This window comes from Streptococcus suis (genome assembly GCF_016743335.1).
GTDB classification, from domain to species: domain Bacteria; phylum Bacillota; class Bacilli; order Lactobacillales; family Streptococcaceae; genus Streptococcus; species Streptococcus suis_Y.
The window spans coordinates 1-25,246 of sequence record NZ_WCJE01000032.1; the positions used below are offsets into that span (position 1 = coordinate 1).

Genomic DNA, 25,246 nt, shown 5'->3' on the forward strand with positions numbered 1-25,246 from the left:
ATAAAATGAGATATACTAATAGTTGTGCACGCAACTACTTTTGGAAATAAGGATAGATATGTTTACGCAATGGCTAACCTTTCATGCTAGGCATGAGGACATCAAAAATCAACTGGAATCATTTTTAAAAGGCTACCATCTGACCTTAGGCTCTTACGCTGTTCTCTACTTGCTGAGCTTGCAAGAATTGAATGAGTTGAGGATTGTAGAATTAAGTGAAAAGCTCGGACTGAGCAAGTCTGCGACTTCTCGTCTAGTGGCCAAGATGGAGCAGGAAACGGTCTATCTGATTAGAGAAACCTGTGAAGAGGATAACCGTGGTCTCTATGCCGTTATGACAGATGAAGGCATTGCCCTCATCAAAAGGATTCAAGGGGAGGTCGATTCACTCCTCCAAGGTCTACTATAACCCTATAGGGACATAGTCCCTATCATTTTTGATTATATCGTTGCGTACGCAACTAAAAAGAAAGGATATTTATGATGAAAGTATTTATAGCTGGAGCTACCGGACGTGTGGCTGAGGAAACCATTAAAAATTTGGTGCAATTGGGGCACCAAGTAACCGCTGGCGCTCGCCAACCAGAATGCGTTATCGCCTTGGACAAGGTCAATCCCGTCAAACTTGACCTGCATGCAGATATCAAGGAATTGGCAGAATTGGTCAAAGATCACGACGCTGTTTATTTTTTAGCTGGTTCAAGAGGAAAAGACTTGCTGCAAACTGATGCCTTTGGTGCCGTCAAATTGATGCAGGCGGCTGAGGCAAGTCAGGTCAAACGTTTTGTCCTTCTGTCATCCATCTTTGCGACTGAGCCTGAAAAATGGTCTGACCCAAATCTTGTCAATATCACCGACTATAACATTGCTAAATTTTTTGCAGACCAATGGTTGATTCACAATACTACTCTTGATTACACCATTGTCCAACCCGGTAACTTGGTTGAGGCAGAGACAGGAAGTGGGCTGATTGAGCTCAATGTGAAACAGTCACAGCCAAATACTATTCCTAATGTTGCGGAAGTATTGGCCACAGTTTTAGACAAGAAAAATACCTATGCGCAAATCATTCAAATGAGCGATGGTGAAACACCAATCTCTCAAGCCGTTTCATCTATTTAAAAAAGATTATAAGGAGAAAAAATCATGACAAAACCAACATTTACAAAAGAATACAAGGCTATCGAAGATGTCCTTTTGAACCACTACAGCAAAGGGAATATTGAAGCTGATTCATCCATTCAAAAACCAGCATTCCATGAAGTTGCTGCTATGTATAGCGTCGATGACAATGGAGACCTCGCAGGTGGACCTGTTGCGGAATCCCTTTTCCCAGCCGTGGATAGCTTTGATAAATCAGAAAATCCACTTGTAGCTATCGCCTACATTGATATTGCTGGTAATGCAGCATCTGCACGTGTAGATAGCGATAACATCAGCGGCTACGGCTTCTCAGATTACTTCAACTTGCTAAAAGTGCAAGGAAAATGGCAAATCATCAATAAAATTTTTCATTCAAATTATTAAGCTAAAAACACAAACCACCTTGAAAAAAGACGATTTCAAGGTGGTTTTTTCTATAATGATGTCTTATGACTTGATGGATAGGAAATTGTCAACTCCTAGTCCCAGACAGACAGCTCAGCCCCTTTACTTACTACGTATGATATTAACCATTTGTTCCAGAGCTTTTTTCGCTTCAGGGATGGGATAAATTTGGTATACGTGATTCATCTTATCGGCTACGATATAGTTATGATCAATATTAATCAAAGATTTACTTATAAGAATTTTACTTACCAAGAATTTGATACTAACTTCAAATCGCTTAAAACTCTTTTAAACAGTTCAATTAACCATCAAAGCCAAAATATTAAACTTACTAATATATATGCAAAAAAATCTAAAACATCTAAATTAAAACTATCCTTTGATATTACTGAAGCTGAAACGATATGTCACTTAAGTAATATAGGAAACATACCTTTATTTTATTATAGTAGATTATATACCTATAACCTCATAAATAATCATATTAGACCACCACCAATCATATAAAATATACCAAAAAAACTCATCAAATTTGATGAGTCGTTTCAGTATGCTCAAAATTAACTTAAATAGACTAAATCATCCCAAACAAAGCCAAAGCATCTTTGATAGCTTCTTTCTTTTCAGGAGGACAATTTGGAACTCTTTGATTTTCTTTCTTAGAGTGATTATAGTTCTCTCGCTCAGTTATCCCAAGTTTCCTTTTAACTTGTGCAATGTTAAGGGTAGATACTTTTAATTCAAATTTTTAAAGACATAATCTTTGATTTCTGAATATGTAGCTTCCTTCTTGACTGAAATATCTTTGAGGTCGTCTTCATTGATTTCAAGTTCAATATGATGGTTGATATCTCGTTTGGACAATTTCACAACCGCCTCTGTCCGTGCTGTGTGGGGAAACATGTCGACAGATTGAATGTATTCTACCTTGTAGGCTTTGCTTAGCTCAACAAGGTCCCTTGCAAGAGTGGAGACGTTGCAGGATACATAAACCATTTTAGCTGGTTTGTAATCCAAAATGGTTTTGAGGAGCTTTTCGTCGAGTCCAGTTCGTGGAGGATCAACTACCAAGGCATCGGCCCTGTAGCCTTCTTGGTACCACTTTGGAATGATTTCTTCTGCTTTACCTGCCTCATAGTGGGTATTGGATAGTCCCATTCGCTTAGCGTTTGCTTTAGCATCCTCGATGGCTTCTGGGATAATGTCCATACCTCGAACAGATTTGACCTTCTTAGCAAAGGCGAAGCCGATTGTGCCCACGCCACAGTAGGCATCAATCAAGTCTTCATCTCCTGAAATATCCAAAGCCTTGACGGCCTCGCCATATAGAATTTCTGTTTGTTGGGGATTTAGTTGGTAAAATGCCCGTGGAGATAGTGAGAATTCGTAATCTAAAACAGCTTCATCGATAGCTTGTTCGCCCCATAAAATTTCTGTTTTTTCACCATAAATATCACTCGTTTTCTGTCTATTCCAGTTTAGAGCAATAGTGATTATACTTGGAAATTGACTGATGAGTTCATCAATTAATTTAATAAGATTAACCTGACAAGAGGTGATAAAGATCACTTGAACTTGACCTGTTTTTCGAGCCTTGCGGACCATAACCGTGCGGATTCCATGTTGCTTGCGCTCATTATAAATAGGAATACGGTGCTTGGTGAGTAGCTTTGCGATTCCGTTGATAATCTCTTGTGTTTCGGCATCTTGGACGTAACAATTCGTAATTCCAATCAAGCGATGGGAATTTTCCGCATAGAGACCGGCCTTGACTTGATCTTTGAAAGATCGAGTCTGGAACTGTAATTTGGCACGATAGTGGCAAGGCTTATCCATACCGATTGTTGGATAAATAGTGTAGTTTTCGTAGCCAGCTGGTTTGAACTTTTTTAGGGCCTGCTGCAAGAGATCTTGTTTGAAGTCTAATTGTTTATCATAGCGGAGGTGCATGATTTGACAGCCACCACAGGCTTGATAGATGTCACAGGCAGGCTTGACACGGAATTTTGATTCCTTGTTGATTTTTAACAATTTTGCTTCAACGAAATTTCGTTTGACTGAGGTAATTTGACAAAAAATTTCTTCCCCCTTAAGGGCACCAGGGACAAAGACTAGCGTTTTTTGATAAAATCCGATGCCTTCTCCGTTGATGCCCATTCGTTTGATTTTTAAGGGGATTCGTTGGTTTACTTGTAGATTCATATTATTATTTTACCGAAAAATCCTGTATAATGAAAGAATGAGAATTACAAAAATTGAAAAAAAGAAACGTCTTTATTTACTTGAAGTGGATGGTCAGGATAGTTTATATATTACGGAAGACACAATTGTTCGCTTCATGCTTAGTAAGGGAAAGGAAATCACGGAGCAGGAGTTTCGTGAGCTTCGCGATTTTGCTCAGTTTTCTTATGGGAAAAATCTAGCACTTTATTACCTTTCCTTCAAGCAACGTACCAAAAAAGAAGTATTGGATTATCTGGAAAAGTATGAGATTGCAGGAGCCACTGCTCTAAAAATTGTTGCCAATTTGGAAGAAGATAAGTGGATTGATGACAAAAACTATGTAGAAACCTATATCCGTCAGAATGACTTGAATGGTGACAAGGGACCAGCTATGATTCGTCAGAAGTTGATGCAGAAAGGAATTCCTAAACTGCTGATTGATAAAAGGCTGGCAGAGGAAGATTTTTCAGAGCTTGCTAGGAAGATTGGGGAGAAATTGGTGGGTAGATACCAAAGAAAATTGCCTCTTCGAGCTTTGCAAGATAAAGTTGTACAGGGATTAATGGGTAAGGGGTTTTCTTATGAGACGGCCAAACAAAGCCTGGGTCAGTTGGAACTTGTGGCCGATGAGGAAAATGAAGATGATTTAATTGCCAAGGAACTGGATAAGCAGTATAGAAAATATAGTCGTAAATATGAAGGCTACGAATTGAAGCAAAGGTTGATACAGGCTTTGGCTCGAAAGGGTTATGACTTTGATCGGATTCAGGCTGTCCTTCGTGATTATCTGTGAAAAAATTTAGCCTAGGTTAGAAAAATATGATATAATAGTCAAGATAAATTGTAATTGTAGAAAGTTGGTAACAAAGTGAAATTACCAAAGGAAGGCGACTTTATTACAATTCAAAGTTATAAGCATGACGGTGAAATTCATCGCACTTGGCGTGACACCATGGTATTAAAAACAACGGAAAATGCTATTATTGGAGTCAATAATCATACCTTAGTGACTGAAAATGATGGTAGGCGTTGGGTAACAAGAGAACCAGCAATCGTTTATTTTCATAAAAAATACTGGTTCAATATCATAGCAATGATTCGTGAAAACGGAGTTTCCTATTATTGTAACCTTGCTAGTCCATATGTTCTCGACAATGAGGCACTCAAATACATTGATTATGACCTAGATGTTAAGGTCTTTGCTGATGGTGAAAAGAGATTGCTGGATGTGGATGAATATAAGCGTCATCGTAAGGCGATGAAGTATTCGGATGATATTGATTTTATTTTGAAGGAAAATGTCAAGATACTGGTTGATTGGATCAATAATCAGCGCGGTCCTTTCTCTCCAGCCTACGTTAATATCTGGTACAAACGCTATTTAGAACTGAGAAGTAGATAAAGTTAGAAAAGAAAATCCTGTTTTACAGGCTTTTTTCTTATTGTAAAGGAGGGGCTTATGGCCTTTGAACAAACAAATGGGCGCTATGCAAGTTTTGGAGTTGTGACCTCACTTCCTGGGGAAGTGATTGATAGTTTCTGGTATGTTATTGATCACTACTTAAAAGGAGTTATTCCTTTGAAAAATGTAATCCGTTTTTCTATCAAAAATCGTCGTGGTAAGATTACGCTGGTCTTTTCGCAGGAAGGTTATAAAAATGTACTGGCTGTAGATCTAAGTAGTCGTTTTGATCCTTTTTATCCCTCAACAATCTTGGTAATGGACAAGCAGGGAAAAGAGACCATTACTTTGCCAGATGAGGTGACCTTGCTTTAGCTTGAAGAGCTGGTATTTTATCACCTAAGATGTTGTTAATATATGGAATTTGGTGTACAATAGATTTGTAAGCTTATGTGGGTTAGAAAGGAGGAGTCTATGGTTAGTCAAACTGTTGAAAAACCTCTCTATTTGCAGTTGGTTGATAAATTGGAAGTTGCAATTCGTGAGAGGATGGCTCCGAATGACAAGTTATTTTCAGAGCGTGAGTTGACACAGGTTTATGGTGTCAGTCGTATTACAGTTCGTTTGGCTTTGCAAGAATTGGAAAAACGTGGCTTAGTCTATAAGAAGCACGGTAAGGGAACCTATGTATCTGAGATTTCAGATACTGCAGTTGATTTATCTCAGGCCTATAGTTTTACTGAGCAAATGAAAAAAATTGGGAAAGTACCGAGGACATCTATTTTATCCTTTAAATTGGTTAAGGCGTCAGACTATATTGTGCAGCATTTACAACTTAGTCAGGGTGAGGAAGTGTTTGAAGTTGAACGTTTGAGACTTGCAGATGAGGTTCCGATGATGTTGGAAAGGACATATGTGCCTACTTCCCTCTTTCCTGCCTTAACAGCCATCAGGATGAGGGAAAAACCACTCTATGAAATCTTTCTTGAGGATTATGGTCAGACAATTCGACTAGCAGAAGAAGAGTTCTATGCAAGTATTGCTTTGGATAATGAAGCTAAGATACTCGGAATTCCAAGCAATAGTCCAGTGCTTCATTTGGTAAGAAAAACGTATAATGACAAGAATAGAATTATCGAGTTTACGTTTAGTATTGCTAGAGCGGACCAGTTTCGTTACAAGATTAGCCATCAACGGGGATATTAGAATTAATACTCTTCGAAAATCAAAATTATTCGTTGTCAAGAGCCTTGATGAAATCCAGTTCTATCTTCGGTTTCGTTTCCTAGGCTACTGTTGATTGTTATTGGGTATGAAAAAAACGCGGACGTTAGTCTGCGTTTTTTTTTTAGCGATGATTGGCTGTAATTTCAAATTTGTAATACTTCCAGTGTTTGTAAGTTTCAGTATATTCCATCACTTCACCGCTAGTACTGTTAGTAGTTGTTTTGTTTTGTAGTACAGCTGGTTCAGTCGCTTTTAATTTCAAATGAGTGGCAACCTCTTTTGGACATGGGCTGACAATTTCATTTGTTTCTACAAATGGTTCCTCGGACATGTGGATATTGTAGTCCAGTTTGAAGCGTTGATAGATTGATTGATAGTGCTCGAGTGGAGCATCGGGATTCTGGATATATCGTTGAGGGATATATGAATTGTGGAAGATGTATGGAGTGTCTTCTGCTGCGCGGACGCGTACAATTTTATAGTAAAACTCATTCTTGTCAAGATTTAGTTTTTCAAGGATATCGGGTTTATTGCCTTTTTCGCACGAGAGAACAGTAACCTTATCCTTATCCATTGGAAAAATCTCAATATCAGAAAATTCTACAAGCCGTCCTTTGCGTGAACGGGATACAAAGGTCCCTTTACCTTGTTGCCGAACGAGGTAGCCGTCTTTAACTAGTTCGTTTACTGCACGAATAACGGTGATAGAGCTAACGTTAAATAGTTTTGTTAATTCAGATTCTGTGTAAAATTTGTCGCCATTTTCAAATTTACCAGAAATGATTTGCTGACGTAAGTCATTTTGTACAAGCTGGTACTTAGGTACTTTCATACTTATTTCCTTCCTTTCCGTAACTCATTATACTAAATTAATTGATGGAAATCAAAAAAAATAGCTGAAATCCATAAAAAAATAGATGTAATCCCTTTCTGACTGATGAAATAGATGTGTTTGCAAAAAAAAAGTAAAAATTTTTTAAAAAGTACTGGACATAACCACAAATAAGTGTTAGTATATTAATAGAAAGGTAAGCGGTTGCATCGGAGGAAGAAATGAAAGAATTTTATATTGGAGACCAATTTTATTTAGACGGTGAACCTTTTAAGATTTTATCAGGTGCGATTCATTATTTTCGTGTCCATCCTGATGATTGGTACCATTCTTTGTATAACTTAAAGGCCCTTGGTTTTAATACGGTTGAAACCTATGTCCCTTGGAATATGCATGAACCTCGAAAGGGTGAGTTTTGTTACGAGGGTATATTGGATATTGAGCGATTTTTGAAATTGGCTCAAGAATTAGGGCTTTATGCAATTGTACGTCCTTCCCCTTATATTTGTGCGGAGTGGGAATGGGGTGGCCTCCCTGCTTGGTTGATGAAGGAAGAGCTTAGAGTACGTTCGAGTGATTCGGTGTACTTGCAGCACTTAGATGAATATTACGCTTCTCTTATTCCTAAATTGGCCAAGCTCCAACTCGCACAGGGTGGAAATGTACTTATGTTCCAAGTGGAAAATGAGTATGGCTCTTATGGTGAGGAGAAGGAGTATCTAAGATCGGTGGCTGGCTTGATGCGTAAACATGGTCTAACTGCTCCCTTGTTTACCTCGGACGGTTCTTGGCGAGCAACGTTACGTGCAGGAACACTGATAGAGGACGATGTATTTGTAACAGGAAACTTTGGTTCTAAAGCTAGAGAGAATTTTGCAAATATGACGGCATTCTTTAATGAACATCAGAAGAATTGGCCACTCATGTGTATGGAATTTTGGGATGGTTGGTTCAATCGTTGGGGCGATGAAATTATTCGTAGAGAGCCGGAGGAAATGGTTGATTCGGTTATGGAATGTATCGAATTAGGCTCCTTGAATCTGTACATGTTCCATGGTGGAACAAATTTTGGTTTCATGAATGGTTGCTCTGCTCGTGGTCAAATTGATTTGCCTCAGGTAACTTCTTATGATTATGATGCTATATTGGATGAAGCTGGAAATCCTACTAAGAAGTTTTATATTTTGCAACAACGTTTGAAAGAAGTCTATCCTGAATTAGAGTATGCAGAACCGCTTGTAAAAGAGGCAAAAGCTTTTTCAGATGTGTTGCTTCATGATAAGGTGAGTTTATTTGCTACTCTAGAAAATGTAAGCGATTGCGTAAAAGGGTTTTATCCTAAGAATATGGAAGAACTTGATCAGTCAACAGGTTATATTTTATATAGAACAGAGTTGGAGCGGGATAAGACAGAAGCGGAACGTTTCCGAGTGGTTGATGCGCGTGACCGTATCCAAATTTATGCAGATGGAAAATTCGTTGCAACTCAGTATCAGACAGAGATTGGTGACGATGTTGAATTGGATTTTAAAGATGACAAGCTAACATTAGATATTTTGGTAGAAAATATGGGACGTGTCAATTATGGGCACAAACTAACTGCTCCTACCCAGTCTAAAGGGCTTGGTCGAGGTGCGATGGCTGATTTACATTTTATTGGTCATTGGGAAACCTATCCTTTGCATCTTGAGTCAGTTGAGGACTTGGATTTTAGTAAGGGCTGGGAGGAAGGTCAAGCTGCTTTCTATCGTTATCAGTTTGAACTGGATGAACTTGCGGATACTTACTTAGACATGACAGGTTTTGGTAAGGGAGTTGTTTTCGTTAATAATGTAAATATCGGACGTTTCTGGGAAAAAGGACCAATCCTCTATCTCTATATTCCAAAAGGATACTTAAAGAAAGGAGAAAATGAAATCGTCGTCTTCGAGACGGAAGGAAAATATAGAGAGAAGATTAGTTTTTCACAGGAACCCGTTTATAAAGAGGTGTAGGTGTTCTGCAGAGAACATCTAACAGAAAGATTTATGAAGAAAAGGAGAACACTGTATGGCAATTATTGCTACGCGTATTGATGGTCGTTTGATTCACGGTCAGGTTGCTAACCTTTGGACTACTAAATTAAATATTAGTCGTATCATGGTTATTGACGATGCGGTTGCTCAAAACGACATTGAGAAACAAGGTTTGAAATTGGCTTGCCCACCGGGGGTAAAATTATCTATTTTGCCAATCGAAAAAGCAGCCAATAACATCAAGGAAGGCAAATATGATGCGCAACGTCTCTTGATTGTTGCTCGTCGTCCAGAAAACTTCCTTCGCTTGGTAGAATATGGTGTAGAACTTGCTGAATTGAACGTCGGCAATATGTCACAATCACCAGAAACTCGTTCTGTAACTCGTTCTATTAACGTTGTAGATAAGGATATTGCAGATTTTGATGCCTTGGCGGCTAAGGGTGTAAAATTATTTGCACAAATGGTACCTGGCGATTCACCAAAAGACTTTATGCCATTATTGGATAAGGTTAGATAACATTCGGATATTTTTGAAAAATTTAAAGGAGGATCACTATTATGCAATGGTGGCAAATATTACTTCTAACGCTCTACTCTGCTTACCAGATTTGTGATGAGCTGACCATCGTATCGTCAGCTGGATCACCAGTTTTTGCAGGGTTCATCTCTGGTTTAATCATGGGCGACATGGCAACAGGTTTGGCAATCGGTGCTAGCTTGCAGCTCATGGTACTTGGTGTAGGTACTTTCGGTGGTGCATCTCGTATCGACGCAACCTCTGGTGCGGTATTGGCAACTGCCTTCTCTGTATCACAAGGTATTGACCCTGAACTTGCGGTATCTACTATCGCGGTTCCAGTAGCAGCACTTCTTGTTTATACAGATATTGCTGGTCGTTTCTCAACTACTTTCTTTGCACACCGTGTAGATGCTGCGATTGAACGCTTTGACTACGCTGGTATCGAACGCAACTACTTGCTTGGTGCAATTCCTTGGGCACTTTCTCGTGCACTTCCAGTTTTCCTTGCTCTTGCTTTTGGTGGTGGGTTTGTAGATGCAATGGTTAAAACTATTGAACAATACCAATGGATTGCCAATGGTTTGACGCTTGCAGCTCGTATGCTTCCAGGTCTTGGATTTGCAATCTTGCTCCACTACCTTCCATTGAAACGTAACCTTCACTACTTGGCGGTAGGTTTCGCCCTTACAGCTATGTTGACTGTTCTTTACGGTAATGTGTCAGCTTTGGGTGGTGCAGTTGCTGGTATCGTTGGTACTCTTCCTGAAGATGCAGGCGTGGCTTTTGTTAACAACTTCAAAGGCTTGTCAATGATCGGTATCGCTATTGTGGGTGCATTCCTTTCAGTGCTTCACTTCAAAAATAGCCAAAAAGTAACTGTGGTTGCTCCATCAAATTCAGAAAGTGGGGAAATTGAAGATGACGAAATCTAATTACAAATTAACAAAAGAAGATTTTAATCAAATCAACAAACGTAGTTTATTCACTTTCCAACTTGGTTGGAACTACGAGCGGATGCAAGCGTCTGGCTACCTCTACATGATTTTGCCACAATTGCGTAAAATGTATGGAGATGGTACTCCTGAGTTGAAGGAAATGATGAAACTACATACCCAGTTCTTCAATACTTCACCATTCTTCCATACCATCATCACAGGTATTGACTTGGCTTTGGAAGAAAGCGACGGTGTAGCTTCTAAAGACGCGGTTAACGGTATTAAGACTGGTTTGATGGGTCCATTTGCCCCAATCGGTGACTCTATCTTTGGTTCTCTTGTTCCAGCGATTATGGGTACTGTGGCAGCGACTATGGGTAAGGAAGGTTCTCCGGTAGGTATTTTCCTTTGGGTAGCCGTGGCTGTTGCATATGATATTTTCCGCTGGAAACAGTTGGAAGTTGCCTACAAAGAGGGGACTAAACTCATCACAACTATGCGTGATAAGTTAACAGCTCTTGTTGATGCAGCGTCTGTAATGGGTGTCTTCATGATGGGTGCCTTGATTGCAACTATGATTAACTTTGAAGTGACTTGGGCTCCACATGTAGGTGAGAAAGTGATTGACATTCAAGACTTGCTCAACACAATCTTCCCTCGCCTTGTTCCAGCTGTCTTTACAGGATTTGTCTTCTGGCTTCTTGGTCGTCGTGGCATGACTTCTACTAAAGCTATCTTGATTATCATCGCACTTGCAGTTGGACTTTCTGCAATCGGTCACTTCGTATTTGGTATGGCATAATGACTAGAAGTTTAGTATTAGTAAGTCATGGTATCTTCTGTGAAGAGTTGAAGAAATCTACTGAGATGATTATGGGTCCTCAGGAGGATATCTATACAGTAGCTCTTTTACCAGAAGAAGGTCCAGAAGACTTCCAGAAAAAATTTGAAGAAACAATTGCAGGATTGGAAGATTTTGTTGTCTTCGCAGACTTGTTGGGCGGTACACCAGCCAATGTTGTATCACGAAAATTGATTGAAGGCGGACAGTTTGACCTCTATGCAGGGATGAACATGCCAATGGTTATCGGTTTCTTGAACGGCGTCCTGCTGGGAGAGGCTGTGGATTATGTAGAATTTGGGACAAGCAACCTAGTTCATGTCAATAGTCTATTAACAAGTGATGAAGATGAGTGAAAAACTCCAGTGGAGTTTTTCAGCCCGAGCTTAGAAATAAGAGAGCGAGGCTAACTCAGCCGATTGTTACAGACGGATTTGATTTTCGTTAATTATAAACTGTTCTATAGTTGATAGGCTTTAAGTATCCTGAGACCGGGGAAACCCGGTCTCTTTTTGTGTGGAGTATCATTTGTCATATTTCTTGTTACATTGCTCTATCCTATCATGTTGTGAAACTCCTTCCTACCATTCTTAGTCTATGGAGAGGAATAATAAAATGCCAGAGGCTGGGCAAAAAGACCAACCTCGCTTCTCAGGGTTCGTGTCAACATCTCAGCGCAGTGGTTGATTGGTAGATTTGTTCGTGTTTTACACTCCAAATCTGACCTAATCAACTGTGCGGGGGCGGGAAGACGAACTCTTTTTTTGACCAGTCGAGTTCTTTCCCGCTCCCATAAAGATCAAAAACAAAAATGACCAAATTTTCTGAAAATTTATTGACATTCACTTTTAAAGTGGTAACATGTAATGTGAGGAATCATTTTAAATACAAGGAGAATCCAATGAGAAGTGATATGATAAAAATCGGGATTGACAAGGCTCCAGCGCGTGGCTTATTATACGCGACAGGACAAGTGAAGTCTGCAAAGGATTTTCAAAAACCCTTTATTGCGATTTGCAATTCCTACATCGATATTGTACCTGGACATGTTCATTTGAGAGAGTTGGCGGATGTGGCAAAAGAAGCGATAAGGGAAGCTGGTGGGATTCCGTTTGAGTTTAACACCATTGGGGTTGATGACGGTATTGCCATGGGACACATTGGAATGAGATACAGTTTACCTTCAAGGGAATTGATAGCAGATGCGGCTGAAACAGTCATCAATGCGCATTGGTTTGATGGAGTTTTTTATATCCCAAACTGCGATAAGATCACTCCTGGAATGATTTTAGCAGCTATGCGAACCAATGTTCCAGCAGTGTTCTGTTCTGGAGGACCTATGAAGGGTGGTGTCGATATGACAGGGCATCATGCCAGCCTTTCTAGTCTATTTGAGGCAGTTGGTAGCTACCAAGCTGGGGAAATGTCAGAACAGGAGTTTGAATTTCTAGAAAAAAATGCTTGTCCAACTTGCGGTTCTTGTTCGGGAATGTTTACAGCCAATTCAATGAATTGTTTGATGGAGGTATTGGGACTTGCATTGCCAGGGAATGGTACAATTCTTGCAGTGTCGGATGAACGACGAGAACTTGTTCGTCAAGCGGCCAAATACTTAATGGAAAATGTTAAAAAGAATATTAAACCTAGAGACATTGTAACGAAAGAAGCGATAGATGATGCGTTTGCTTTGGATATGGCAATGGGAGGGTCAACGAATACAGTATTACACACGCTAGCCATTGCCAGAGAAGCCGGGATTCCCTATGATTTGAAAGATATTAATGAAATCGCTGAAAAAACACCTTATCTTTCTAAATTATCTCCGTCATCAGCTTACACTATGCATGATGTACATGAGGCGGGAGGGGTTTCAGCGATTATCAATCAATTGATTAAGAATGGTTCTATCAAAGGGGATCGCATAACTGTAACAGGTAGAACTTTGAAAGAGAATGTTTCAGGTTGTGAGATTAAGAATGAAGAGGTTATTCATCCATTAGATCATCCATACTCACCAGTTGGTGGCTTATCCATTCTTTATGGGAATATTGCCCAAGATGGTTCCGTTATTAAGGTAGGTGGGGTAGACCCTTCTGTAAAAACATTTAAAGGTGAGGCTCTTTGCTTTGACTCTCAAGATGAAGCGCTTGAGGCAATTGATAATGGTACAGTTCAGAAAGGTCATGTTGTCGTGATTCGTTACGAGGGGCCACAAGGCGGACCTGGAATGCCAGAAATGTTAGCTCCTACTTCAAAAATTGTCGGTCGAGGTTTGGGGAAAGATGTTGCACTTATAACGGATGGTCGTTTCTCTGGTGCAACTAGAGGGATTGCGATTGGTCACGTCTCTCCAGAGGCAGCTGCTGGTGGAAATATTGCTTTGATTGAGGATGGAGATGAGATTGCGATTGATTTGATCAATCGTACGATAGATGTTCTTGTGGATGATGAAGTACTTGCTGAACGTCGTCGTCTCTTAAAATCATTCAAGCCTAAAATAGCAAGTGGTTGGCTGCGTCGTTATACACGTTTTGCTTCTTCGGCCAACTTTGGTGGTTCGATGATGACCGATGAGGAGTTTGCAGAACGCCAAGCAGAGCGCTAGAATAATTAGTATAAAATGAAAAAGGAATTCTTGTAGATTCCTTTTCATTATGGTCTATTAATGATATACTATTCATATATTAAATCAATAAAAATAGGAGTTTGTATGATTGAACAAAGTCAGTTTGGAAAAGGGGAAGCCCTTCATTTCTTCCTTTCGAATGCTAATGGTATGAAGGTTGGTTTGACAAATTTTGGAGCTCGTATCGTTGAAGTTCTTCTTCCTGTTGAGGAAGATGGAGGGTTTCGGAATGTTAGCCTTTCTGCTTCAACAGATGAGGAGTATAGACGAACAGATTTGTATCCTGGTTCTACAATTGTTCCAGTTGCAGGTCGTATTTCGGGGGCACAAACAGAAATAAATGGAGTGAAGTACTGTCTTACAGAAAATGAGCCGGGTCGGACCTTGCATGGTGGAGTTGACACGGCAAATGAGCAATACTGGGAGACAAGTGTAGATCAGGAGAATAATCAAGTTACCTTTGGTATTACCTTAAAGGATGGTTTTAATGGTTTTCCAGGCGATGTGATGGTCAAGGCAATTTATCGTCTGACAGATGCCAATGAGCTCATGGTTGAGTACCGGGCTGTTTCGGAGCGGGATACGATTTTCAATCCGACCAACCATGTGTATTTTAATTTGACTGGTGATTTTCAACGGTCAGTTGCCGAGCACCGTATTAAAATTGCTGCCAATCACTATGCTCCGCTTGGGGAGGATAACCTGCCAACGGGTGTCTTAGAAGATGTGACGGATACACCGTTTGATTTCCGTTCAGGAGGGACACTTGCTCAAGGATTTGATAGTGATTTTGCCCAGAATGTTTTGGTCAAGGGCTATGACCATCCGTGGCTCTTGGATGAGGTAGATGTGCCTGTGCGCGTGGTCAGTCCAGATGGGAAAGTCGAACTCAGTGTCCGCACCAATCAACCTTCTGTCGTCATTTATACCTACAATTATCCTGTGGAGGAATTGGCTACTTTTCACGGGGCATTCAGTCTGGAATGTCAGTCTCTGCCAAATGCTTGCAACCAAGATGGTTTTGGCTCTATCTTGCTGGAAAAGGGGCAAGATTTCCTGTCACAAACGATTTACCAGTTTAGATGGTAATGGTAAGAGGCTGGGCAAAAAGCCCAGCACCGCTTCTCAACGTTAGTGTCAACATCTCAGCGCAGTGGTTGATTGGGTTTAACAGTCCAGTGGACTGTTAAAGGTTGGAGATAGGATTTGCGAAGCAAATCTCAGCAATTCGTGTTTTACACTCCAAATCTGATTTCTACGACTGATGCGAACAGAGTTCGCTTCATTTCCAACCTTCAACAGTCACTACTCTGACTGTTGAAGCTATGCGGGGGTGGGAGTGAAACAGTCTGGGGATAGACTGTTTCAGCTCAACAACTTAAAACGAAAAATTGTTGACGAACTCTTCTATGAATGGTCGAGTTCTTTCCCACTCCCTTTCATTTTCTTAGGTAGACGATAAGTAGTATAAAAAGAGTTTGTACTGGTAAAGTGTACAAACTCTTTCTATATAAAACAGAAGTAAATCGCTGATTATCGTCAATATCCTATCCTAGCAGGCTAACTACAATTGGAATGACGACTACAAAGAGGATGGTGGAAGTTGTGACTACATTTGTCGCATACTGTACGTCACCTTTACCTTCATTGGCCAAAATGGGTAAGACAGCCAGTCCAGGAACTGCAGCCTGTACCATGAAAGTATTGTATTCAATACGAGGCAACTGACTTCCCCACAAGGCTAAAATGAGATACATTAAAATAGGGGATAGGAGGAAACGTCCTATGAGTGCTAGTACTGTGTCTCTATCGAAGCGAATAGAGGATAGACCTGCTTTCGATAGGACGATACCGATATAAATAAGAGAAAGTGGGGTTACAATATTACCAATATAGCTGAGAGTACTGTCTACAAAGGTAGGGACAGGAATCTTAAAGAACAAAAAGAACAAGGAGATGAGAAAGCCAACAAGAGGAGCTGGCAGTAACTTTCTCCAATTGAAGTTTCCTTTTTGTCTATCTTCGAGATTTTTAGCATCTTGTGCGATTAACAAGGCACCAAATGCCCAAGTAGAAATGGTATTGGTAATATAATACACTAAGAAATAGGAAATCGAGTTGTCGCCAAAGAGGGCGATATTTAAAGGAAGTCCGATAAATATGGTATTGGCATTGGCAAACATATTGAGCAGGACTCCCCGTCGTCCTGCAGGAACCTTAAAAATCTTGATGACAAGGTATCCAGCCAGATAGGCTAGAATAACTCCGCCAAATGTGAAGAGTAGACCTGGGGCTACTTCTATCAGCTTATCCAAGGTCAGATATTTTAAAACGGAGATAAAGATAGATGCCGGAAGTGCTACGTTCATGACGAGACGAGAAATATTTGCTCCAAATTCCTTACCGAACCACCCCTTTTCGTTGAGATAGAAGCCAAGGGCTATGATAAAGATAATAGGGAAAATATTTTCAATTGAAGTGAGAATCTGTACCATTTTTACCCCCTAGATTAATATTTTGGATACCATTTAAGATTTTGTACAGCTTCTTCCATATCTCCTTCGACTTGTGCTAAACCTTGTTCTTGAGCTTTTTTGGCAACAGCGTTTGCCACGTTGATAGAGAATTCAGTCAAGCGAGAAACAGGAGGAAGCACTGGAGCTCCGGGCTTGCCATTATCCACCAAACCACTGAGTGAGCGTGCTGCAGCGCCAATCATTTGGTCGGTCAATAGTTTTGCCTTAGAAGCCATGACGCCAAGACCAAGACCTGGATAGATTAAGGCATTATTGGCTTGACCAATTTGATAGGTGACTCCATTGTAGTTGATGTCATCTGACGGGATACCGGTTGCCACAAAAGCCTTTCCGTCTGACCACTTAATTAGGTCCTCAGCAGTTGCCTCGGCCAGCTTAGTCGGATTGCTGAGAGGGAAAATAATAGGATGCTCGGTAAACTTACACATGTCCTCAACAATTTCTTGAGTAAAGGTATTTGGTTGTGTCGAAGTACCTACTAAGATAGTTGGTTTGACAGTCTTGACAACGGCAGTGAGGTTTGTGAGTTCCTCACTATTTTCAAATTCAGAGCGTTTGCGAGCAAATGGTCGTTGCTCCGGAGTCAAGTCATCCATGTCATCGAATAACAGACCTTGTTTATCAACCATATAGAAACGGTCGTAGGCCTCTTCTTCTGATAAACCTTCGTTGATCATTTCAAGGAGGACACGGTGGGCAATGCCAGCACCAGCAGTACCTCCACCAAAGCAGAGGTAACGTTGATCGGTTAATGATTCACCAGAAATATCAAGTGCTCCGTAGATACCTGCTAAGGTAATAATTCCTGTACCTTGAATATCGTCGTTAAATGTAGGGATTTTGTCTTTGTATTTATTTAAGATATTTGCTGCATTACCACGACCGAAATCTTCCCAATGCAGGTAGAGGTCAGGAAAGAGCTCCAAAGCAGTTTCAACAAATTGATCAATAAAGCTATAGTAGGCCTCTCCACGAATGCGCTCATGTCGATTGCCAAGATAGAATGGATGTTCCAAAAGCTCAGTGCGATTGGTACCAGCATCAATGACAACTGGAAGAACACTAGTAGGATCGATTCCTGCAGCAGCAGTATAAATCATCAATTTGCCGATGGCAATGTCAACACCTTGTGTGCCCCAATCGCCAATACCTAGAATTCCTTCTGCGTCAGTGACAACAATCAGACGGACTTTACGGTCTCCTGCAGCATTTTTTAAACTATCTCGAATATCCTCAGGATGTTCAACAGACAAAAAGGCTGCATATTGAGGGTCTACAAAGAGATCACTGTATTGTTCGATGGACTCAGCAATGACAGGGTCATAAACCACTGGATTGAATTCTACAATGTGTTGGTTGAAAAGGTAGTAGAAAAGTGTTCGATTGGTATTGAAAATTTCCATCAAGAAATGTCTTTTCTCAATATTAGAATCTTTTCGTTGGTAGTGTGCATAAGCCTGTGCAGCTTGTTCTTCAATAGTTTGTACATGAGGAGGTAATAGCCCGACTAGTCCAAGCTCCTTACGTTCTTCAAGAGAAAATGCGGTTCCTTTATTCAAAAAAGGGTCGTTTAAAATATGATGTCCGTTCATAGAGTCCTCCAAATCAATAAGTTATAGTCACTGAGTGACTGGCGAAAGTTTACAATCTAAGCCAATATGTATTAGCTCGATTTATTCTCTATTATAGCATGGAACGGTATTGAAAACAATACCAAGTATCATTCAAGAGGTTACTCTGTCTCATAAAAAACAGTATGATATAGGTACTATGACAGAAACAAATTATCTCCAAAAATACGTTGCTAAAAAAGTCAAATATCACAGGACCCAACAAGGATTGAGCCAAGAAAAATTGTCTGAGAAAGCTGGTTTGGGACTCAAGTATGTCAATAATATTGAAAATAAAAATTATAATCTCAGATTGCAGACTTTGGAAAAAGTGATTGAGGCTTTAGGGATGACCCCAGAGGAGTTTTTTGATTTCTCTAGCCTGGAGGGTAAAACTGAGCCAGATACAAAATTGAGTATCCGACGATTGACAATGAAGCTAAAACAATTACCGAAGGAAAAGCAGGAATCCTTTTTAATGGTTTTTGAAACGATTTTGGATAATTTGGATTAAATAGAATAGATAGTATAAAAGGAATTGAATTCTATATGAAGAGGATTCAATTTTTTTTGTTCCTTATTAGGAAATAGATGGTATCAGATAAGCAAAATTGACAAATGGGGGAAATCTTCATAAAATAAGAAAAAGTATCCAAAACAATACTTTGTACTATATAAAATCAAAAGAGGGAGGGTACAATGGACAGTTCCTTTACAACATCTGATGGTGCTAGGATACACTATAGACTATGTGGTTCGGGTTTTCCCATCGTTTTTTTACATGGTAACAATCTGTCGATGGATTATTTTTTGAATCAATTGGAGTTGGCAGAACATTATCAATTGCTGCTCATTGACAGTAGGGAACAGGGGCAGTCTACTCAAGGTCGAAAGCCTGTTTCTTTCCGTCAGATGGCAGAAGATTTAGAAGATCTTCTTCAGTACTTAAAGATTGATTCTTGTATCATTGTTGGTCATAGTGATGGCGCCAACCTGGCCCTGCTGTACAGTTATCTTTACCCAGATCGTATCAAAGGGATAGTTGCAAATGGTGGGAATATTTCTTTTGATGGTCTTTCTTTTCTAACGCAAATTGGGGTTTGGCTGGAGGAAAAAATGTATTCACTGTTGGCTCACTTAATTCCGTCTTTAGAGCGCAGAGCGCGTGTTGCTCAACTACTTTTGCAGGATGTTCTTTCTTTTAGTTCTCTTGCTCAGATTTCTTGTCCGTGTTTAATTCTTTTGGGGCAGTGGGACCTGATTAAGCCTTCTCATAGCCAAGAAATAGTAAAGAATTTGCCATTGGCTGAGATAAAAATTATCAGGAGAACGGGTCATAATCCAGCAAGACGTAAAATCCAAGAGTTTAATCACATCATCATTCAATTTGTAGAAAGCGTGAGGAAAAAAGGTGAAAAAGGTTAGTCTATTCTTACAGCGAAATGCTACAAAAATGAAGTCAATATTCTTCATTGCAGTTTCGCTACTAGTATTTGTTGAATTGAGGAGATTGGTACGCACCATTTCATGGTCTGGTGTGATTTCTAGCCTTAGTCAGATTAGTTGGTTTCATATTTTTCTGATGGTTATCATCGGACTCTTAGCTATTCTTCCCATGGTAGGCTATGACTTTATCTTCAATCGGACAATCAATAGTCAGCATTCAAAACGATATATTGCTGAAACCAGTTGGGCAATCAACACCATGAACAACCTAGTAGGTTTTTTGGGGATTGTGGATGTCGGCTTGCGGTATTCGTTCTATATTGAAGACGGAAAAGAGTTGGATGGGGTTCAGCAAATCAGCAAAGTTACTCCTTATTTTATGACAGGTTTGTCTCTGTTGTCAGGTCTTTCCTTGATATTACTGTATTTTTGGCCAAACCCTAGTTCAGCTTCTCGTTATTGGCCAATTTTAGTAGCGATTGTGGCTTACTTACCGGTTATTTTATTGATTTCCAGTCAAAAGAAATGGGCGTTTTTTGGTCAATTACCTAAAAGAACTGCAGGGCAACTCATTTTCATTTCTTTTTTGGAGTGGTCTGCCTTCTTTCTTTCATTTCTGCTTGTCGGTCGGTTGGCTGGTTATTCTGTACCAATTGTTGATCTCTTTCCGATTTTTATCATTGCTCACTGTGTGGGAATGATTTCAATGATTCCGGGTGGAATCGGAAGCTTTGATTTAGTGTTGATTTCTGGTCTTGCCAGTGCTGGTTTGCATTCTACAGACGCAGTTGTCTGGTTGTTGTTGTTCCGACTGGTCTATTATATTCTGCCGTTTCTGATTGGTATTTTTATTTTTTCAAAACAGATGGGTCATCGTCTCAACCAACGCTTCTTTGGACTTCCAGAGAAGATAGCGTCTAATATTGTGCATATCGCTGAGATTTGGTCTTTCCGTGCTTTTGGTTTTTTCTTCATATTGTCAGCACTTATTCCAGAAAAGACGACTGGTCTCATCTGGCTCAATGCGATTGATCCGATGAGGGGCGAACTAATCTGGCAATTGCCAAGTATTATTCTAGGTTTGCTATTCATTCTCCTCGCTCGGTTTATTCAAAGGAGAATTCATTCCGCTCTTTCATTTGGTATCTTGCTCATCGCGATAAGTCTGATTTATGTCAATTCATCAGATATCTTAGTTGGGACTTCCTTATTTCTTTGTTTACTGTTACTTATCCTTATCGCCCTTCGGAAGCGATTAACGCGATCGTACTTTAGTTATACGTGGGAAGATTTAACAGTAGATATTAGTTTTGCTAGCTTTTCGTTTCTAATCTTTTTGATACTGGGAGGTCATTCTTTCTGGAAAATCTATCCGATTCATCATCTTAATCCACTAGATCATACACTGCAATTATTGGGAGTTACCTTTTTATGTGTTCTATTGGTTTATTTAATCATTCGTCTGATTCTTAGATGTTTCAGGGGGAGACCAGTTGTATTTGGTCAAGCCTTTGAAGTGGAGCGATTTACGAAATTTTTAAAGACTTACGGCGGAGATTCAGATAGTGGTCTGGCCTTTCTGCGAGACAAGAGATTATTTTGGTATCAGGTAGAGGGACAAGATAAAGTTGCTTTTCAGTTTGCTCAATTAGATGGGAAATGTGTCGTCATGGGGGAACCTATTGGGGATAAAAACTACTTCCCACAAGCTATAGAATATTTTCTCAGAGAGGCTGAAGAGCAGAATGTAGATGTTATTTTCTATGAAATAAAGCAAGAGACAACCCTGCTTTTGCATGATCATGGATATGATTTTTTGAAGTTTGGAGAAAGTGCGACAATCCCTTTGGCTGAATTTGGTACAGAGGGAAAATCGGGTAAAAAATTTAGGACTAGCTTGAATAAATTGGAAAATCATGGCTACCATTTTGACATGATTTATCCTCCATATTCGGAAGAAACATTGGACCGTCTGGAGTATATTTCCAATCAATGGCTTGGTAATCGTCAGGAAAAAGGTTTCTCACTAGGATTTTTTGATAGAGACTACTTACAGTTAGCGCCGATTGCTTTGGTAAGAGGAAAGGATGATAAAGTCCTTGCATTTGCTACTATTATGCCGTCCTTTCAGGAAAAGGTTGGAACGATTGATCTGATGCGCTATGATAGCGATACAGCTCCAAATGGGGTAATGGAATACTTGTTTATCAGGATAGCACTCTATTTCAAAGAAGAGGGTAAAGATTATTTTGATATTGGTATGGCCCCTTTGTCGAATGTAGGAACTCGTGACCATTCATTTTGGCAAGAAAAAGTGGGGTACCTCATTTATCAGTTTACGAGTCGCTTTTATTCCTTTAGTGGCTTAAGGAAATATAAAGAAAAGTTTAGACCGGACTGGGAAGCGAAATACATTTCCTATCCACGGTCGACATGGTTGGCTTATGCTATGCTGGTGCTGTTACAGATTGATAATAGGAAGGTAAAGCCGAAGTAAGCTGAGAATGAAATGGTATAGTAGTAAGCCAACTCAATAGATTTTGGCTTCCTGTCACAAATGATTTATTTGGCTAGAATTAACTAGCACAACGGGTATAATAATTATAAGAAAACGTAACCAAACACATTTTCATTCGTTTTATCAGTGAAAGGAGGGGATAAGTATCAAACTAGATCAATATGAAAAAGAAATTATTGGTATTGCAGAGGAGATTTCCTACTATTTGCAAAAATCAGGAGCCGGCCCAGCTGACAGTCAGGATATTGCCCAAGATGTTCTAGTCAAATTGCTTGAATCTGATATTGTCCTTCCTTTCGAAAAACTAAGAGCTTGGCTTTACCGATCTGCAGTTCGGGCTTACATTGACAAATACAGGCGAGACAAGCGCTACCATGAAATTTTACAAAAGGAGTTTTTTACACCTGAAAATTTTTTGGTCTATGACCAAGAAGATTATGAGGAACTCTATCAAGCTGTTGCAGACCTGCCAGAAAAATACCAGCAAGTGATTGACTTATACTACTTCCAAGATATGAGTGTCAAAGAGATTGCGCATATTTTAGGTGCTGGTCAAAGTTGGGTGAAAATCAGCCTTTACCGAGGACGCAAACAGTTGAGGAAAGCACTAGAAGAGAGAGGATATGACTATGAAGACTTTTGAAGAAGTGACAAAAAAGAGTAAGCGGAAGAATTTATGGAAGACAGTTGGGCTTAGTAGTATAGTGGGAATTGTTTTACTATTATCCAGTATCTATGCCCTCCGTTTGTTTTCTAACTATCGGAGCCATCAGGCACAGGAACATTTTAATCGTGTCCTTCAGGTAACCTATCCAAATGTAGATGTGGAACGATTCTATGTTAATGAAATAGGAATTGTTTCAGGTTATGTTGATTATAATTTGTCAAAGGATTTGGCAGGTGTGCCTTTTGCATTTGGACATCTGGAAGTAGAATATAATTTCTATGGTGTTTTTGCCAATTTTGCTCAATATTTCCCAGAGGGTTCTGAAGAATATTACTACCACCAAGACAGCAACAGCAAGCTACCTGTTTTTTACAATACTAAAACAACTACGGGTAGTCAGGAATTGCCCTATGTCAAGGAGATGAAGGGGCAGATAGTTGAAGTTGCGATTACATTTGATAAGAAGTACAGATTGGCAGAGATAGGGAATATGATCCCAAGTAATCTCAAACAGAATTGGTACTGGATTGGGACGGAAAAATCTCAGCTGAGAACAGAATACTTATCCCTAGTCAGTCTATTCGGCATGGATTCCGAACAACTACAAGCAGTGACAGCAGAAGTAGCCACAGATGACCTTGTTCCTTATACAAGCCCTCTTACTGTGATGAAAGAATTGGTGGACTACCAAGGCGATTACGCCCTCTCTCCTGAAATCAAGGGTGATGTACAAGCTTATGTCGACAAATTCGGCGACACCGACTTCACCCAGCAAGCAGAGATTGATAGATTAGAATTCGCAGGCATTATTCTCACAGGCAGAGCAGAAGACTTTGTAGAGCTAGAAAATGCCGACTGGATCTACGCTTCCAGCATCGGAGCCAGTGTCCAAAATCAGCCCTATTATCAGCTAGATGTGGAATAAATCAGAAAAACGGTAGAAAATGCTTGCAATTCTGCTACAATTTGATAGAATAGTAAGGTAAAGTTAGACCGTATTGCCTACTGTCTATCTATAAAATATATTTTATTGGAGGCTTTTACCAAAATGGCAAAAGAAAAATACGATCGTAGTAAACCCCACGTTAACATTGGTACAATTGGACACGTTGACCACGGTAAAACTACTTTGACAGCAGCTATCACAACTGTATTGGCACGTCGCTTGCCTTCATCAGTTAACCAACCTAAAGACTATGCGTCTATCGATGCTGCTCCAGAAGAGCGCGAGCGCGGTATCACTATCAACACTGCACACGTTGAGTACGAAACTGAAAAACGTCACTATGCTCACATCGACGCTCCAGGACACGCGGACTACGTTAAAAACATGATCACTGGTGCTGCTCAGATGGACGGTGCGATTCTTGTAGTAGCTTCAACTGACGGTCCAATGCCACAAACTCGTGAGCACATCCTTCTTTCACGTCAGGTTGGTGTTAAACACCTTATCGTCTTCATGAACAAAGTTGACTTGGTTGACGATGAAGAATTGCTTGAGTTGGTTGAAATGGAAATCCGTGACCTTCTTTCAGAATACGATTTCCCAGGTGATGATCTCCCAGTTATCCAAGGTTCAGCTCTTAAAGCCCTTGAAGGTGATACTAAGTACGAAGACATCGTTATGGAATTGATGAACACTGTTGATGAGTACATTCCAGAACCAGAACGCGACACTGACAAACCATTGTTGCTTCCAGTCGAGGACGTATTCTCAATCACTGGTCGTGGTACTGTAGCTTCAGGACGTATCGACCGTGGTACTGTTCGTGTCAACGACGAAATCGAAATCGTTGGTCTTCAAGAAGAAAAATCTAAAGCAGTTGTTACTGGTGTTGAAATGTTCCGTAAACAACTTGACGAAGGTCTTGCCGGCGATAATGTTGGTGTGCTTCTTCGTGGTGTACAACGTGATGAAATCGAACGTGGTCAAGTTATCTCTAAACCAGGTTCTATCAACCCACACACTAAATTCAAAGGTGAAGTTTACATCCTTACTAAAGAAGAAGGTGGACGTCACACTCCATTCTTCGACAACTACCGTCCACAGTTCTACTTCCGTACAACTGACGTAACTGGTTCAATCAAATTGCCAGAAGGTACTGAAATGGTAATGCCTGGTGATAACGTTACTATCGACGTTGAATTGATCCACCCAATCGCCGTTGAACAAGGTACTACTTTCTCTATCCGTGAAGGTGGACGTACTGTTGGTTCAGGTATGGTTACAGAAATCGAAGCTTAATTCGATTGAGTTCCCAGAAATAACAATTTAAGTCAGACAACTTAATTG

24 protein-coding genes are annotated in these 25,246 nt (G+C 40.0%); 20 read left to right on the top strand and 4 right to left on the bottom strand.

All coding sequences use genetic code 11. From position 1 onward, the window contains the following. Positions 1 to 58 precede the first annotated feature (58 nt). From F9856_RS08955 to F9856_RS08965, 3 genes are all read left to right on the top strand, one after another. Positions 59 to 409, top strand: a complete 351-nt coding sequence (locus F9856_RS08955; protein WP_024397970.1) for a MarR family winged helix-turn-helix transcriptional regulator — start codon at positions 59 to 61, stop codon at positions 407 to 409. Between the two features lie 71 nt (positions 410 to 480). Next, on the top strand, positions 481 to 1,122 hold the full coding sequence (locus F9856_RS08960; protein WP_236659588.1) for an NAD(P)H-binding protein: 642 nt from the start codon (positions 481 to 483) through the stop codon (positions 1,120 to 1,122). A gap of 24 nt (positions 1,123 to 1,146) precedes the next feature. Then, positions 1,147 to 1,527: a nuclear transport factor 2 family protein gene (locus tag F9856_RS08965; RefSeq protein ID WP_024397972.1), complete on the top strand. Its 381-nt coding sequence runs from the start codon at positions 1,147 to 1,149 to the stop codon at positions 1,525 to 1,527. A 759-nt stretch (positions 1,528 to 2,286) separates the two neighbouring features. On the opposite strand, the gene rlmD is transcribed toward F9856_RS08965, so the two are convergent. After that, positions 2,287 to 3,753: a 23S rRNA (uracil(1939)-C(5))-methyltransferase RlmD gene (gene rlmD / locus F9856_RS08970; RefSeq protein WP_202106397.1), complete on the bottom strand. Its 1,467-nt coding sequence runs from the start codon at positions 3,751 to 3,753 to the stop codon at positions 2,287 to 2,289. 37 nt (positions 3,754 to 3,790) lie between these two features. On the opposite strand from rlmD, the gene recX reads away from it, so the two are divergent. The 4 genes from recX to F9856_RS08990 all read left to right on the top strand — a co-directional run bounded on the left by recX (position 3,791) and on the right by F9856_RS08990 (position 6,382). Beyond that, positions 3,791 to 4,567: a recombination regulator RecX gene (recX, locus tag F9856_RS08975; protein WP_202106398.1), complete on the top strand. Its 777-nt coding sequence runs from the start codon at positions 3,791 to 3,793 to the stop codon at positions 4,565 to 4,567. Positions 4,568 to 4,642: 75 nt separating this feature from the next. After that, positions 4,643 to 5,176: a DUF402 domain-containing protein gene (locus tag F9856_RS08980; protein ID WP_024375910.1), complete on the top strand. Its 534-nt coding sequence runs from the start codon at positions 4,643 to 4,645 to the stop codon at positions 5,174 to 5,176. 57 nt (positions 5,177 to 5,233) lie between these two features. Continuing rightward, positions 5,234 to 5,551: a DUF960 domain-containing protein gene (locus tag F9856_RS08985; protein ID WP_002942715.1), complete on the top strand. Its 318-nt coding sequence runs from the start codon at positions 5,234 to 5,236 to the stop codon at positions 5,549 to 5,551. Positions 5,552 to 5,650: 99 nt separating this feature from the next. Further along, positions 5,651 to 6,382: a GntR family transcriptional regulator gene (locus tag F9856_RS08990; RefSeq protein WP_202106399.1), complete on the top strand. Its 732-nt coding sequence runs from the start codon at positions 5,651 to 5,653 to the stop codon at positions 6,380 to 6,382. Positions 6,383 to 6,524: 142 nt separating this feature from the next. On the opposite strand, the gene F9856_RS08995 is transcribed toward F9856_RS08990, so the two are convergent. Next, positions 6,525 to 7,235: a GntR family transcriptional regulator gene (locus F9856_RS08995; RefSeq protein ID WP_024377995.1), complete on the bottom strand. Its 711-nt coding sequence runs from the start codon at positions 7,233 to 7,235 to the stop codon at positions 6,525 to 6,527. Between the two features lie 221 nt (positions 7,236 to 7,456). Between F9856_RS08995 and F9856_RS09000 the strand changes: the two genes are divergently transcribed. The 7 genes from F9856_RS09000 to F9856_RS09030 all read left to right on the top strand — a co-directional run bounded on the left by F9856_RS09000 (position 7,457) and on the right by F9856_RS09030 (position 15,264). Continuing rightward, a complete protein-coding gene (locus F9856_RS09000; protein WP_024377994.1) occupies positions 7,457 to 9,229 on the top strand; it encodes a glycoside hydrolase family 35 protein in 1,773 nt (590 codons plus the stop codon). A 55-nt stretch (positions 9,230 to 9,284) separates the two neighbouring features. Next, positions 9,285 to 9,770 carry a PTS system mannose/fructose/N-acetylgalactosamine-transporter subunit IIB gene (locus tag F9856_RS09005; protein ID WP_004195634.1) on the top strand — a complete coding sequence of 162 codons (486 nt, stop codon included), beginning with the start codon at positions 9,285 to 9,287 and terminating at the stop codon, positions 9,768 to 9,770. Between the two features lie 38 nt (positions 9,771 to 9,808). Further along, the gene (locus F9856_RS09010) at positions 9,809 to 10,705 is read left to right on the top strand and encodes a PTS mannose/fructose/sorbose/N-acetylgalactosamine transporter subunit IIC (RefSeq protein ID WP_024375914.1); all 897 of its coding nucleotides are present in this window, start codon (positions 9,809 to 9,811) and stop codon (positions 10,703 to 10,705) included. After that, positions 10,692 to 11,510, top strand: a complete 819-nt coding sequence (locus F9856_RS09015; RefSeq protein WP_004195637.1) for a PTS system mannose/fructose/sorbose family transporter subunit IID — start codon at positions 10,692 to 10,694, stop codon at positions 11,508 to 11,510. Before F9856_RS09010 ends, F9856_RS09015 begins: the two co-directional genes overlap by 14 nt. Beyond that, positions 11,510 to 11,905 carry a PTS sugar transporter subunit IIA gene (locus tag F9856_RS09020; RefSeq protein WP_004195639.1) on the top strand — a complete coding sequence of 132 codons (396 nt, stop codon included), beginning with the start codon at positions 11,510 to 11,512 and terminating at the stop codon, positions 11,903 to 11,905. The genes F9856_RS09015 and F9856_RS09020 overlap by 1 nt, the downstream gene beginning before the upstream one ends. A 545-nt stretch (positions 11,906 to 12,450) precedes the next feature. Further along, positions 12,451 to 14,154, top strand: coding sequence for a dihydroxy-acid dehydratase (gene ilvD / locus F9856_RS09025; protein WP_024397980.1), 1,704 nt, complete (start codon positions 12,451 to 12,453; stop codon positions 14,152 to 14,154). 105 nt (positions 14,155 to 14,259) lie between these two features. Then, complete coding sequence (locus F9856_RS09030; RefSeq protein ID WP_202106400.1) at positions 14,260 to 15,264, top strand: aldose epimerase family protein; 1,005 nt, start codon at positions 14,260 to 14,262, stop codon at positions 15,262 to 15,264. 458 nt (positions 15,265 to 15,722) lie between these two features. On the opposite strand, the gene F9856_RS09035 is transcribed toward F9856_RS09030, so the two are convergent. Together F9856_RS09035 and F9856_RS09040 are read right to left on the bottom strand one after the other, a co-directional pair. Continuing rightward, entirely contained in the window at positions 15,723 to 16,670 is a 948-nt protein-coding gene (locus F9856_RS09035) for an AEC family transporter (protein WP_202106401.1), read from the bottom strand. A gap of 14 nt (positions 16,671 to 16,684) precedes the next feature. Next, on the bottom strand, positions 16,685 to 18,304 hold the full coding sequence (locus tag F9856_RS09040) for a malolactic enzyme (protein WP_202106402.1): 1,620 nt from the start codon (positions 18,302 to 18,304) through the stop codon (positions 16,685 to 16,687). A 178-nt stretch (positions 18,305 to 18,482) separates the two neighbouring features. Here F9856_RS09040 and F9856_RS09045 point away from each other — a divergent pair, with 178 nt between their 5' ends. The 6 genes from F9856_RS09045 (at position 18,483) to tuf (ending at position 25,198) form a co-directional block, all read left to right on the top strand. Then, positions 18,483 to 18,836 (top strand): helix-turn-helix domain-containing protein, encoded by a 354-nt coding sequence (locus F9856_RS09045; RefSeq protein ID WP_004298697.1) that lies wholly within the window; start codon positions 18,483 to 18,485, stop codon positions 18,834 to 18,836. A 185-nt stretch (positions 18,837 to 19,021) separates the two neighbouring features. Next, positions 19,022 to 19,747: an alpha/beta fold hydrolase gene (locus F9856_RS09050; RefSeq protein ID WP_202106403.1), complete on the top strand. Its 726-nt coding sequence runs from the start codon at positions 19,022 to 19,024 to the stop codon at positions 19,745 to 19,747. Further along, positions 19,734 to 22,265: a bifunctional lysylphosphatidylglycerol flippase/synthetase MprF gene (gene mprF / locus F9856_RS09055; protein ID WP_202106404.1), complete on the top strand. Its 2,532-nt coding sequence runs from the start codon at positions 19,734 to 19,736 to the stop codon at positions 22,263 to 22,265. Before F9856_RS09050 ends, mprF begins: the two co-directional genes overlap by 14 nt. Positions 22,266 to 22,425: 160 nt before the next feature. After that, positions 22,426 to 22,929: an RNA polymerase sigma factor gene (locus F9856_RS09060; RefSeq protein WP_024397986.1), complete on the top strand. Its 504-nt coding sequence runs from the start codon at positions 22,426 to 22,428 to the stop codon at positions 22,927 to 22,929. Continuing rightward, positions 22,910 to 23,878 (top strand): anti sigma factor C-terminal domain-containing protein, encoded by a 969-nt coding sequence (locus tag F9856_RS09065; RefSeq protein WP_172046711.1) that lies wholly within the window; start codon positions 22,910 to 22,912, stop codon positions 23,876 to 23,878. The genes F9856_RS09060 and F9856_RS09065 overlap by 20 nt, the downstream gene beginning before the upstream one ends. A 123-nt stretch (positions 23,879 to 24,001) precedes the next feature. Continuing rightward, entirely contained in the window at positions 24,002 to 25,198 is a 1,197-nt protein-coding gene (gene tuf / locus F9856_RS09070; protein ID WP_004298711.1) for an elongation factor Tu, read from the top strand. Positions 25,199 to 25,246: the final 48 nt, after the last annotated feature.